At 45.1% G+C, this 13,575-nt stretch carries 12 protein-coding genes; all 12 read left to right on the top strand.

Annotation, left to right across the window (positions count from 1 at the left end; translation table 11 throughout):
• Positions 1–118 precede the first annotated feature (118 nt).
• The 12 genes from flhA (at position 119) to ACMXYR_RS02540 (ending at position 13,568) form a co-directional block, all read left to right on the top strand.
• Positions 119–2,227 carry a flagellar biosynthesis protein FlhA gene (flhA, locus tag ACMXYR_RS02485; protein ID WP_415902772.1) on the top strand — a complete coding sequence of 703 codons (2,109 nt, stop codon included), beginning with the start codon at positions 119–121 and terminating at the stop codon, positions 2,225–2,227.
• 42 nt (positions 2,228–2,269) lie between these two features.
• Positions 2,270–3,706 (top strand): flagellar biosynthesis protein FlhF, encoded by a 1,437-nt coding sequence (flhF, locus tag ACMXYR_RS02490; RefSeq protein WP_415902773.1) that lies wholly within the window; start codon positions 2,270–2,272, stop codon positions 3,704–3,706.
• Positions 3,707–3,720: 14 nt separating this feature from the next.
• Positions 3,721–4,548: a MinD/ParA family protein gene (locus ACMXYR_RS02495; protein ID WP_415902774.1), complete on the top strand. Its 828-nt coding sequence runs from the start codon at positions 3,721–3,723 to the stop codon at positions 4,546–4,548.
• A 12-nt stretch (positions 4,549–4,560) separates the two neighbouring features.
• Entirely contained in the window at positions 4,561–5,271 is a 711-nt protein-coding gene (locus ACMXYR_RS02500) for an RNA polymerase sigma factor FliA (protein WP_415902775.1), read from the top strand.
• 79 nt (positions 5,272–5,350) lie between these two features.
• On the top strand, positions 5,351–5,734 hold the full coding sequence (gene cheY / locus ACMXYR_RS02505) for a chemotaxis response regulator CheY (protein WP_040661672.1): 384 nt from the start codon (positions 5,351–5,353) through the stop codon (positions 5,732–5,734).
• Positions 5,735–5,752: 18 nt separating this feature from the next.
• A complete protein-coding gene (locus ACMXYR_RS02510; RefSeq protein WP_415886931.1) occupies positions 5,753–6,550 on the top strand; it encodes a protein phosphatase CheZ in 798 nt (265 codons plus the stop codon).
• A gap of 12 nt (positions 6,551–6,562) precedes the next feature.
• Entirely contained in the window at positions 6,563–8,665 is a 2,103-nt protein-coding gene (locus ACMXYR_RS02515; RefSeq protein ID WP_415902776.1) for a chemotaxis protein CheA, read from the top strand.
• A gap of 25 nt (positions 8,666–8,690) precedes the next feature.
• Entirely contained in the window at positions 8,691–9,923 is a 1,233-nt protein-coding gene (locus ACMXYR_RS02520) for a protein-glutamate methylesterase/protein-glutamine glutaminase (protein ID WP_415902777.1), read from the top strand.
• Positions 9,924–9,928: 5 nt separating this feature from the next.
• Complete coding sequence (locus tag ACMXYR_RS02525; protein ID WP_415902778.1) at positions 9,929–10,669, top strand: flagellar motor protein; 741 nt, start codon at positions 9,929–9,931, stop codon at positions 10,667–10,669.
• Positions 10,670–10,671: 2 nt separating this feature from the next.
• Positions 10,672–11,607, top strand: coding sequence for a flagellar motor protein MotD (gene motD, locus ACMXYR_RS02530; RefSeq protein WP_415902779.1), 936 nt, complete (start codon positions 10,672–10,674; stop codon positions 11,605–11,607).
• Complete coding sequence (locus tag ACMXYR_RS02535) at positions 11,608–12,393, top strand: ParA family protein (protein WP_415902780.1); 786 nt, start codon at positions 11,608–11,610, stop codon at positions 12,391–12,393.
• Entirely contained in the window at positions 12,390–13,568 is a 1,179-nt protein-coding gene (locus ACMXYR_RS02540; protein WP_415902781.1) for a chemotaxis protein CheW, read from the top strand. Before ACMXYR_RS02535 ends, ACMXYR_RS02540 begins: the two co-directional genes overlap by 4 nt.
• Positions 13,569–13,575 lie beyond the last annotated feature (7 nt).

Below are 13,575 nucleotides of genomic sequence, written 5' to 3' on the forward strand. Positions count from 1 at the left end.
AGGCGGTATAACTATTCGTCAAAAAAACATCAGATTGTATCGCTTAATCTATGTCTGTTTGTTAGATGGATAGAGTGTTTTGTTTGGTTTGATGTTTTTTTGACGTTTTGGGGTCTGAGTGGATAAAGCAGCTGTAATTGATAATGTTAAAAGTTTAGGGCGCGGTAATATCGGCGTGCCTTTACTGCTGCTTGTTATTTTGGCAATGGTAACGCTGCCTGTGCCTCCTTTTCTATTGGATGTGCTTTTTACCTTTAATATTGCGCTTTCAATTGTTGTTCTTTTGGTTTGTGTCTACTCAAACCGTCCTTTAGATTTTGCAATTTTTCCTACCATTATTCTTGTGGCGACCTTAATGCGCCTTGCCCTTAATGTGGCATCTACTCGTGTGGTTTTGCTTTATGGTCATGAGGGTGGGGATGCTGCTGGTAAGGTTATTGAGGCTTTTGGTGAAGTCGTTATCGGCGGCAATTATGTTGTTGGTTTTGTGGTATTCCTTATTCTCATAATTATCAACTTTGTGGTAGTGACAAAAGGTGCAGGTCGTATATCTGAAGTAAGTGCTCGTTTTACCTTGGATGCTATGCCAGGTAAGCAAATGGCAATCGATGCTGACTTAAATGCAGGCCTGATTGGGCAGGAAGAGGCAAAGGCAAGGCGAGAGGATGTAACGCAAGAAGCTGACTTCTATGGATCTATGGATGGTGCTTCAAAATTCGTTCGTGGTGATGCGGTTGCAGGGATTTTGATTCTTGTGATCAACCTACTGGGTGGTCTCGGTATTGGAATGTTGCAGCATGATCTAGATTTTGAGACTGCCATGCGTTTCTATTCCCTATTAACTATTGGTGATGGTCTGGTTGCTCAAGTTCCATCATTGCTGCTTTCAACTGCTGCGGCGATTATGGTGACGCGTCAGAACGTTTCCCATGATATGGGTGGTCAGGTTGTATCGCAGATGTTTGCATCGCCAAAGGCCTTGGCAGTGGCTGCGGGTATTCTTACAGTCATGGGTATTATCCCCGGGATGCCGCATTTTGCCTTCTTGTCTTTAGCTGGCATTGCTGGTGGTGGTGCTTGGTTGATCTATAAGAAGCAGGCTGAAAAAGATGCTGCACAAGAAGAGCAAGCTCAACAAGAGGCTGAAATGCCTGAAGAGGATGAGTCAGAGAAGCGAGAGCTAGATTGGGATGATGTGATGCCTGTTGATATGGTCGGTCTAGAGGTGGGTTATCGCTTGATTCCAATGGTTGACAAGATGCAGGGTGGTCAGTTGTTGAGCCGTATCAAAGGGGTGAGGAAAAAACTGTCGCAGGATTTAGGTTTTCTGGTGCCGTCAGTGCATATTCGAGACAATTTAGATCTCTTGCCTGGCGCTTATCGCATTACTTTAATGGGTGTGGTTGTAGGTGAGTCGGAAGTATATCCGGACCGCGAACTGGCTATTAATCCAGGCCAAGTGTTTGGTAAGTTGCAGGGTGTAGAGGTAAAAGATCCAGCGTTTGGTTTGGATGCTATTTGGATTGAGCAATCTCAGAAAGAGCATGCGCAATCTCTTGGCTATACCGTTGTGGACGCTTCTACAGTAGTGGCGACGCATATGAATCAGCTATTGCAATCACATGCCCATGAGTTGTTGGGCCATGAAGAGGTGCAGCAGTTATTGGATATGCTCACTAAGAGCTCTCCTAAACTGGTGGATGAATTAGTGCCGGCTAAATTGTCGTTCAGCATCCTCCTTAAAGTACTGCAGAATCTGTTGATGGAGCAGGTGCCGTTGAAAGATTTTCGTACGATTGCTGAGTCATTAGCTGATGCGGTTAATAGGACCCAGGATCCATTGGCTTTGACTGCGGCGGTGAGGGTTTCTTTATCCCGTTTAATAGTGCAGAACATCAACGGATCTGAGGCTGAGCTTCCGGTAATTACCTTGGCTCCGCAATTAGAGCAGCTTTTATTAAACTCTGTTCAGCAGGGGCAGGATAATGGATTGGTGTTGGAGCCGGGTATGGCTGAGAGACTGCAATCGTCTCTGTCAGAGGCTGCGACACAGCAAGAAATGATGGGGCGCCCATCCGTTCTTTTGGTTGCGGCACCAGTGCGACCGCTTATGGCTAAATTTGTTAGGTATGGCGAGCATCAGATTAATGTGCTCTCCTATCAGGAAATTCCTGAAAATAAAAAGGTCACAATTGTCTCGACAGTAGGAGGGGAAAATGCGGCATAAACGCACTTTAGCCCAGCTTGTGGTGGCCGATAAGGAATTGATATGAAAGTAAAACGCTTTTTTGCGCCAGATATGCGCCAGGCAATGCAGCGGGTTAGGGATGAGATTGGTCCCGATGCTGTTATCGTTTCTAATCATCGCGTTGCTGGTGGGGTTGAAGTTGTAGCTGCTCATGAAAATGACTATGAAGCGGCCCAGCAGGAGTTTTCCCGCAAGCAAAAGAAAACGCAAAATCGACAATCGCAGATTGATGTCCTAACAGGCGGTGGTGCTTCTAAACGAGACTTGGAAGGTGAGCTGCAAAAGGCGCGAATGCAGATTGCGGAAGCGCAAGGTAAGCAGGGTAGTCAAAATTATGACGTTCCTGGGCAGGTGAATAAACAGATCGAACAGGATGATGATCTTAGAGAAATTTTGAACTCTCTTAAGCAAAGGCAAAGACAGAAAGCCAAGGTTGCGCATCAGAATTTTATCCAGCAGCCTGCTGCTGATGAACTTGGCTTAGGGCTAGATCTTCAAAATGAGCTTTCCATTTCTTCTGCTCCGCCTAATGAAGGGGCTGATCATCTTATTCAATCTATGCAGGATGAAATTGCGCAGCTTAAAAATTTACTAAGTCAGCAAGTTTTAGCTCAAGGAAATATGCAGACGTCTGAGCCAGTGAAATCGCCGTTGCAGAAAAAATTCGAGCTATTGGGCGTGAGTGAAAAATTATCGTCTCATCTTCTTTCTCATGTTGAGTCGGGTTTGGCACCGGATAAGGCGTGGAAAAATGCTTTGACTCGTTTGTCAGATGCTATTCCTGTGATGGGAGAGGATTTCATTGAGCGTGGTGGAATGATTGCTTTTGTTGGTCCAACTGGAGTGGGCAAAACAACAACTATAGGTAAGCTTGCTGCGCGACATGTCTTGAAATATGGCAGTTCGAGTATGGCGTTAGTAACGACAGATACATATCGAATTGCGGCGCATGAGCAATTGCGGACTTTTGGTCGAATTCTCGATGTTCCGGTCCGGGTGGTTGATGAAAATAACAGTCTGGATGATGTTCTTCATTCTCTTCGAAATAAACGATTAGTACTGATTGATACGGCAGGACTTAATGCTAATGAACCGCATAGTGAAGCTCAGTTAGCCATGCTAGAAGGTGTGAGTTTGCGCCTTAAAAAATTGTTGGTGGTTTCATGTAGTAGTCAGCGCAGAGTTGTTGAGCAAGCGTTTAATGCATATCAAGGTTTGGGTTTAAGCGGATGTGTGCTGAGTAAGATGGATGAGTCTGGTAGCTTAGGTGAGGCTATCTCATTGATTGTTGAAAAGCGCCTACCTGTTTCCTACGTCACTGATGGTCAGCGTATCCCGGATGATATTGATATTGCTAAAAAGCATGAATTAGTTAGTCGTGCTGTCATTACAGCTCAGCGGGCAATTGAGGCAGAAAAGAAAATGTCTGCACTCGATTCTATCTATAAAACGGGTTAATGGTGGAAAATATAATGAATCAACATAAGCCCGTTAAGGTTATTGCGGTTACCGGAGGTAAAGGCGGGGTTGGTAAAACTAACGTCTCGGTGAATTTAGCGCTTGCTTTAGGTGATCTAGGTCATAAATCTATCCTGATGGATGCAGATTTGGGTTTAGCAAACGTCGATGTGATGTTAGGTTTGCGCCCTAAAAAGAATATTGCTGATGTTCTGAACGGTGAGTGTGGCCTAAGAGATATTATGTTAGAGGTGGGGGAGCACCTTAAAATTGTTCCGGCTTCATCTGGCACGCAAGAGATGACAGCATTGTCCCCGCATGAGCATGCAGAATTGATACATGCTTTTAACGAAGTGGCGGATGATACTGATGTTCTTATCATTGATACGGCAGCAGGTATTTCTGATTCGGTGGTTAGCTTTGTTAAAGCTGCACAAGAGGTTTTAGTTGTTGTTTGTGATGAGCCCACCTCAATTACCGATGCTTATGCTTTAATTAAACTGTTAAATCGGGATTATAAGATGACCCGCTTCCGTGTTCTGGCCAATATGGTACGAAGTGAGCAGGAAGGGCGGAATATGTTCGGGAAGTTATTAACAGTTACTGATAGGTTTCTTGATGTGACGCTTCAATATGTAGGATCAATCCCTTATGATGAAAATGTTCGTAAGGCGGTTCAGCGTCAAGTGGCTGTTTTAAAAGCGTTTCCAAAGAGCAAAGTATCCTTGGCATATCGTCAATTAGCGAATAAAGTAAATGGGTGGCCGGTTCAAACTGTGCCCCGAGGTCATTTAGAGTTTTTTGTTGAGCGGCTCGTTCAGGGAGTTCGCACTTCGGATTAGCAAAGAGGCGGTATGTACAACCAGCTGCAATTACAAACGAGTGAAGAGCTAATTGAGCAGTATGCGCCGCTAGTTAAACGTATTGCACATCATTTGCTTGCCCGCTTGCCTGCGACTGTAATGCTGGATGACCTTATACAAGCAGGCATGATTGGATTGCTCGAAGCTGCAAGCAAATACGATGCTTCAAAAGGAGCAAGCTTTGAAACTTATGCAGGGATCCGCATTCGTGGCTCCATCATCGATGAGGTACGCCGTGGCGATTGGACGCCGCGATCGGTACATCGAAATAGTCGTCGCGTAACAGAAGCTATACAGCAGATAGAAGCTAGAACCGGGCGCGATGCAACAGATTCAGAAGTGGCTAAAGAGATGGGTATCAGTGTTGCTGAATACCATAATTTGCTTAAAGATAGTTTAGATAGCAGGCTCTTTAGTTTTGAGGAGATGATCAACCCTCAACATGAAGGTCCAGGAGAGTCTTTTGCCAATGATGATCCAGGCCCAAATCAAAATTTTGAGCGAGAAGCATTTTTAAAAGCGCTAAGTGCAGCTATAAATAACTTACCAGAACGGGAAAAAATGGTGCTAGCGCTCTATTATGATGAAGAGCTCAATTTAAAAGAAATTGGTCAAGTATTAGGTGTAAGTGAGTCTCGAGTTAGTCAGATCCACAGTCAAGCAGCGTTAAGGTTGCGTTCGCGACTAAGTGATTGGCAATAAAAGGGTTGACCAGACTCAACGTAATTGCGGTAATTAAGTGTAGACTCAATGAGTTGCGTAGTTCTAACAGGAGGCCGTCTTGAATAAAGACATGAAAATTCTTGTAGTGGATGATTTCTCCACAATGAGACGAATTATTAAAAACCTATTGCGTGATCTGGGCATGACAAATGTTCAGGAAGCGGATGATGGTCAGACTGCACTACCAATCCTCAAGCAAGGGGGAATTGATTTTCTGGTCACTGATTGGAATATGCCAGGAATGACTGGTATCGATCTTTTAAAAGAAGTCCGTTCTGATCCCAATTTAGCTCACATGCCTGTACTTATGGTTACGGCTGAAGCTAAGAAAGAGCAGATTATTGCGGCGGCGCAGGCAGGCGTAAACGGCTACGTTGTTAAGCCATTTACTGCGGCAGTGCTGAAAGAAAAGATTGACAAGATCTTTGAACGACTAGGTTAAGAAATAAGGTCCGTTTTAATGATTGCAGGAACAGATAAAGGTGTAGGACGCTTCGAAATGGAATTGCAGTTGAAGGCACAGGAGTTAGTTTCCGTCCTCAATGAGGGAAACCTCTCTGAAGCCATGGATCTGATTCAAGAACTTCATGAGTTCAGACATAAGACCTTCTTTAGTGAAGTAGGTCATCTAACTCGTGGCCTGCATGAAGCAATTAAAGCCTTTTCTTCTGAGCTTGGAACTAGCTTGGAATTAGATGATGATGCGGCACCTAAAGATGCAGATGCGGCTGATCGCCTAAATTATGTGATTGAAGTCACAGAAAAAAATGCACATGAAACCATGGATCGCGTGGATAAAGCGTTGGGTTTGGTTGATCGTTTAGATTCACAGAGTGAGCGGTTTAAAGATCTATTGTCGCTTGTAGGCCAATTAGAAAAAGAACACGACAATTTGAATGGCGTCTATGACCGTACATGTGCAGTAAAAGAAGAATCTGAAAAGACAATCGCAACTTTGCGGTCAGAGTTGACCGATATCGTGGTGTCTCAGAGCTATCAGGACATTACAGGGCAGTTGATACGTCGAGTTATTAACTTGGTGACAAATGTAGAAACACACCTAGTTGGTTTGATGGAAATGGCTGCGCAGGTTGAAAAATTGTCGGGCATCGAGGTGCAAATAGCGCCAGAAGATGATAAGCAGGATAATAAAAAGAATCCTATTCAGGCTGAAGGGCCGCAGGTCAACAAAGGTAGTGCTGATGTTGTCAGCAATCAAGATGAAGTTGATGACCTGCTATCTAGTCTGGGTTTTTAAGAGGAGCACCTTATGAGTTTGGAAGTGGATCAGGAGATTCTCGAGGATTTTCTTGTCGAAGCAGGTGAGATCCTTGAGCAATTATCTGAACAGTTAGTCGATCTGGAACAGCGTCCAGATGATAGTGATCTGCTCAACGCAATATTTCGTGGCTTTCATACCGTAAAAGGTGGTGCAGGTTTCTTACAACTTGAGCCTATGGTTGATTGTTGCCATAACGCAGAAAATCTCTTTGATATGTTGAGAAATGGTGAAATCAAGGTTTCGCCAGAGCTGATGGATGTAGTACTGCAGGCACTAGATACTGTAAATGTGATGTTTGATGCCGTAAGAGGCGGTCAAGAGCCAGAAAATGCTGATCCACAACTAATCCAGGCGCTAATTGCCTTTGCGAGCGGTGGAGCTCCTGCGCCTGCTGAGGCGGCACCTGCGCCAGCTCCAGTAGCACCTGAACCTGTGCCTGCACCAGCACCTGAGCCTGTTGTTAATAATGCTGATCAAAGTTCAGATGAATTTGATATGCTCTTGGATGATTTAGGTGGGCCTACACCTGCTGAAGAAAGTGCAGCTGATGATGGGCTTATCACAGAAGATGAGTTCGAATCTTTGCTGGATGAACTTCATGGGCAAGGTAAAGGGCCTGGTTCAGAAGGCTCTTCCAAAGCACCTGCGGTAGAAGCCGCACCTTCTGGCGGTGATGATTTGATTACCGAAGATGAATTTGAAGCTTTACTTGATGAGCTGCAATCTCAAGGCAAAGGCGCTTTTGCTGAAAAAACAGCACCTGTAGCTCCAGCACCTGTTCCTGCACCTGCTCCTGCACCTGCTCCTGCACCTGCTGCACCAGCGCCTGTTGCTGCACCAGCGCCTGTTGCTGCTCCAGAGCCTGAAAAGCGTGAAAGTGCTGCTGCAGCAGCAGTTAAAGCTGCGCACCAGCAAGCTAAACCGCAGCCCGAAAGCAATGTTCGTGTAGATACGCGCTTGTTAGACAAAATCATGAACATGGTGGGTGAGCTGGTATTAGTTCGAAACCGTTTGGTTCGTCTAGGCGTGACACGTGAAGACGAAGAGATGGCGAAAGCGTTGGGTACGCTTGATATGGTGACGGCTGACTTGCAAATGTCAGTTATGAAAACGCGAATGCAGCCTGTGAAGAAGGTTTTTGGCCGATTCCCGCGTTTGATTCGCGACCTGTCCCGTAACTTGAAAAAAGAGATTCGCCTAGAGCTTCGTGGTGAAGATACCGATTTAGATAAAAACTTAGTTGAGGCACTTGCAGATCCGTTGATTCACTTGGTTCGAAATGCCGTAGACCACGGTATCGAATCACCTGACGTTCGTGAAGCAGCAGGCAAGCCAAGAGAAGGTCATGTTTTACTTTCTGCTGAGCAGGAAGGTGATCACATCTTATTGGTTATTCAAGATGATGGTGCCGGTATGGACGCAGAAAAACTGCGTAATCTGGCAATCGAGCGAGGCATGATGGATGCTGAAGCGGCTCGTCGTCTTACTGAACAAGAGTGCTTTAACCTAATTTTTGCTGCTGGCTTTTCTACTAAGAAAGAGATTTCTGATGTTTCCGGACGTGGCGTGGGTATGGATGTTGTTAAGACAAAAATTACCCAGCTTAACGGTACATTGAATATTGATTCCGTTATTGGGCAAGGCTCTCGTATTGCTATTCAGGTGCCTCTCACATTGGCAATCATGCCTACGTTGATGGTCATCTTGGAAGATCAAGCGTTTGCATTACCATTGGTTAATGTTAATGAAATATTTAACCTAGATTTGACTAAAACAAATATTGTTGATGGTCAGCAGGTTATTATTGTACGTGATCAAGCATTGCCATTGTTCCACCTCAAACGCTGGCTGATCGATGGTCAGCAAGGTGCAGACCTGCCAGAACAAGGGCATGTAGTTATTGTGACGGTTGGGACCCAGCGAGTTGGATTCGTAGTTGATCAGCTAGTAGGTCAAGAAGAGGTTGTAATTAAGCCTCTAGGTACGATCCTACATGGTACACCAGGTTTGTCTGGTGCAACTATCACAGGTGATGGTCGTATCGCGTTGATTATTGATATACCTAACTTGTTAAAATATCACGCTTCTTAATGTGCCTGAGTGAGAGCAACTAAAGATGTCTATTAAGGTACTGGTGGTAGATGATTCTGGTTTCTTTAGGCACCGCATTACTGATTTGCTCTCAGGGGACAGTCGGATAAAGGTAGTTGGGTCTGCACAGAATGGCAAGGAAGCTGTAGAGCAGGCCAAAAATCTAAAACCTGATTTAATTACAATGGATGTGGAGATGCCGCAAATGAACGGCATCGAAGCAGTCCGAGTGATTATGCGTGAATGCCCGACTAATATATTGATGCTCTCTTCACTGACACATGAAGGAGCCCAAGTTACTTTACAAGCTCTAGAAGCAGGAGCTTTAGATTATTTATCTAAAGATATGCGTGCTTGGATGGAGCATTCTGCTTCACTAGAAAAGCAGTTAAGGGATAAAGTTGTAGAGCTAGGCCGTTCTCGCCATTCAAAGCTTCGTAGTACGTTTATCTCTCCAAGTAATGCTGGAGATGGTAAAAGTAAATCGATGGTTTTTAGGCCTGAAACGGAAAGTAAAACGACTAGACCGTCGTCTTCTGCTAGACCTATGAGGCAAACTGAAAGATCGCGTTCCCCTGCCAGTATGACTCTAAGGGATCGGACGGCTGCCTCGCAACTTAAAGCGAAACCTGCACAGTCAGAATCAAAGAAACCAGCCGCTTATAAAACTGCATCAAAGGCTTCTGTTCCTTCTGGGTGTAAGATTGTAGTAATTGGTTCTTCAACTGGTGGACCAGCAGCGCTTCAACAGATATTAACTCAATTACCCGCTAATTTTCCTCATCCAATTTTGCTGGTTCAGCACATGCCTAAAACGTTTACGTCGGTATTTGCTACGCGCCTTGATCAGCAATGCAAAATTTCAGTCAAAGAAGCTGAAGATGGTGATCGATTATTGCCGGGGCGTGCTCTATTAGCTCCAGGTGGTCATCAGATGATTATTGATCCGCGGGGCTTAGATAAGATTCGAATTATGCCGGGTGATGAGCGCTTAACATATAAGCCTAGTGTAGATGTTACTTATGCATCAGCAGCTAAAAGTTACGGCAATAAAGTGCTGGGAATTATTTTGACTGGCATGGGAGCCGATGGTCGAGATGGTGCTAAAATGTTGCGACAGCAAGGAGCGACAATTTGGGCACAAAATGAAGCAAGCTGTACTATTTATGGTATGCCGCAAGCTGTAGTTAATGCTGGATTAGCTAACGAAATTCTCGATTTAACTGAGTTTGGGCCCATTTTGAGTAATAGAAGGTAGCTGCCATGGATTTAACAGCTGTAATAGGTGTATTACTAGCTTTTGCAGCCGTTCTTGGCGGTAACTATCTCGAGGGCGGTCATGCTCAAGAACTCTTAAACCTACCTGCTGCAGCAATTGTTATTTGCGGCACTTTAGCAGCGGCGATTATTCAGTCGCCAAAACAAGATTTTGCTCGTGCAATCAAATTGATTGGCTGGGCTTTTGGGAATAATCAGCAAGACCTTAAAGGCAAGAGTGATGAGATTGTGCAATGGTGTGTCATTGCACGTCGTAAAGGACTTTTAGCTTTAGAGGGAGAAGCTGATAAGCATAAGGATAACTTTGTTAAAACTGGTCTTCTATTATTGGCTGATGGTAAAGGTCCTGATGTTATCAGAAGTACTTTAGAAGTTGATCTTATTACTCTTGAACAAAGAGACCTTCAAGGCGCCAAAGTTATTGAAAGTATGGGTGGGTATGCGCCAACGTTAGGGATCATTGGGGCTGTCTTGGGTTTGATTCACGTAATGAGCAATCTATCTGACCCTGAAGGTCTAGGTGCTGGTATTGCGACGGCGTTTGTGGCAACTATCTACGGGATAGGTATCGCGAACTTATTCTTGATTCCGGTAGCGAATAAGATAAAGAGTTTAATCTCTATGAGGTATCAGGCTCAAGAGATGGTGCTAGAGGGATTGATGTTCATTGCAGAGGGACAAAATCCTAAGGCGATTCAGCAACGCCTCCAAGGTTATTTGAGATAGTTATGCCTCGTCGACAGGTAGTAGATGATAGCATTCGGAATGACCGTTGGGTTATTTCCTATGCGGACTTTATTACTCTACTTTTTGCATTTTTTGTCGTTATGTATGCGATATCTTCGGTTAACGAAGACAAATATAAACATTTAACTGAGGCGCTAGCAGGTGTCTTTGTTGGTGTGGATCAGGCTATTGATGTTAATCCTGCTCCAGGCGAAGGAAAAAGTGAAAGCGGCTTTTCTATTTTTATAGGCGGCAAAACAGATGTGGATGTGCCGGAGGTTACAATTTCTCTGCCAGACCAGAAAGAAACTGATGCTTTAAAATCGCTGCAGCAGGAGTTGGCTGTAGCTTTTGCTAAGCTGATTGATGAAGGTCAATTAAGAATTACAGGTAATGACCTTTGGCTTTCTATAGAGCTACGATCTAACGATCTTTTTGATTCAGGTGGTGCGTTACCCAATATTCTTGCAGATCAATTGCTGGAACAGATTGCAATTATGTTGAAAGAGCGACCAAACCCTATTCATGTGGAAGGGTTTACCGATAATCAGAGAATATCGACAGATGCTTATCCTTCCAACTGGGAACTGTCGGCTGCTAGGGCTGCTGCTGTTGTAAGGTTGCTCGCTCGATTTGGTGTAGAGCCAGAGCGTATGGCCGCAGTGGGTTATGGTGAATTTCAGCCTGCTTATAGCAATCGTACTGCGGAAGGGCAGAAATTAAATCGCCGAGTGTTGATTGTTGTATCACGTGACGCAAAGGTCCGTAGAACCGTATCTTCATTTGGTAGTCAGCAAGTTAGTGCTGATGCTGTATCAACGGTGTTTTCAACACCGCAAGAAGAAACAGTACCCGTAATTGAACAGGTAGAAACCGGAGATGGTGATGTTTTATTCAGGAGAGCTGAATTGAAGTCACCAGAACAGGAAGACAATTAAATGCATGTATGGTCAGTTGCCAACCAGAAGGGTGGCGTCGGCAAAACAACAACAGTAGTGACAATAGCTGGGTTATTGGCTGAAGTCGGCTATCGTGTCTTGTTGATTGATTTAGATCCGCATGGATCTTTGACCAGTTATTTTGGTTATGACCCAGATGAATTAGAAGACAGTGTTTATGATCTGTTTACTGGGAGTAGTCAGGTTAAGAAGGATGATGTGACACGTCTACTTTTGAAAAGTAGCCATGAGCGAATAGAGCTGATTCCTGCATCAACTGCAATGGCAACTTTGGAGCGAAAAGCTGTCGGTGCCGAAGGTATGGGATTGCAGGTGGCCAAAGCTCTATCACATGTTCGTGATCAGTATGATTATGTATTGATTGATAGTCCTCCAGTACTTGGTGTGTTGATGGTGAATGCCCTAGCTGCATGTGAACATTTATTGGTTCCTGTTCAGACAGAGTTTCTAGCCCTGAAAGGTCTAGAGCGTATGGTTAGAACAATTAATATGATCAACCGTGCGCGTAGTAAAAAACTCAGTTTTACGATTATTCCGACCTTCTATGATCGTAGAACCCAAGCTTCAGTTAGTAGCTTGCGAGAGCTTCATCACAATTACCCAAATGAAATCTCTAACGCGGTTATTCCAGTAGATACCAAATTTAGGAATGCAAGTATCCAAGGACTTGTACCTTCGGTTATGGACTCCAGTAGTCGAGGGGTTCATTCCTATGCACGTTTATTACGCACTTTACTTGAACGTCAAAAGCAGGAGGCCCTATGAGTCAGTCAGATAAAAAGCCTCTTGAACAGGGTGATGTGGAAGTTCATGGCGTTCAAAAGCTTGTTTTCGATTATTTGGAATCGCTGCTGTCAGATCCTGATGCTGGTGATATTGATACAGAAACTGAAATTGCTGCAATTGAAGAACAAATTGCTGCTGAGGAAAGTCTAGAGCATCAAGGTTTAGGCATCGAAAGCGAAGAAAATGCTTTGCTTGTAGATTCTGCAGATCAAAATACTGAAGAGCCAGAGCCAGAGCCAGAGCCAGAGCCAGAGCCAGAGCCAGAGCCAGAGCCAGAGCCAGAGCCAGAGCCAGAGCCAGAGCCAGAGCCAGAGCCAGAGCCAGAGCCAGAGCCAGAGCCAGAGCCAGAGCCAGAGCCAGAGCCAGAGCCAGAGCCAGAGCCAGAGCCAGAGCCAGAGCCAGAGCCAGAGCCAGAGCCAGAGCCAGAGCCAGAGCCAGAGCCAGAGCCAGAGCCAGAGCCAGAGCCAGAGCCAGAGCCAGAGCCAGAGCCAGAGCCAGAGCCAGAGCCAGAGCCAGAGCCAGAGCCAGAGCCAGAGCCAGAGCCAGAGCCAGAGCCAGAGCCAGAGCCAGAGCCAGAGCCAGAGCCAGAGCCAGAGCCAGAGCCAGAGCCAGAGCCAGAGCCAGAGCCAGAGCCAGAGCCAGAGCCAGAGCCAGAGCCAGAGCCAGAGCCAGCACCGGCGACAGCTCCAGATCAGGCGCAATTAGCAGCTGCGGGTTCAGGGGCAACAAGTCGTGAAATTAACTGTGTATTGATAAAAATGCATGGCTTAAATTTGGCGATTCCTTTCGATTACATTGAAGGTGCGGTTCATTTAAGTTCCGTCTCTCTAACGCTGGATGCAGCGCATGATTGGTGTCTAGGTCGCTTCGGTGGAAGCAGTGCAGATACCAATGTTATTGATACGGCTTTGTGGTTGATTCCTGAGCGTTATCAACCGGAAATGGCTAAATACGATGAATTAATTATTCTTCGTGGTCGTCATTGGGCGCTTGCTTGTGATGAGTTGGTAAAATCGGTTCGAATCCCTGTGGATAAAGTATCTTGGGCAGGCAGTGATAATCCACGTAAGTGGCTATGGGGTACTTATATGGAAGAGCGTTGTGCCATTTTAGATATTCCTGAATTGATGAATCAGTTTGATAAGGCCTTCTAACGGATAG

The organism is Neptuniibacter sp. QD29_5 (assembly GCF_047778125.1).
Lineage (GTDB): Bacteria > Pseudomonadota > Gammaproteobacteria > Pseudomonadales > Balneatricaceae > Neptuniibacter.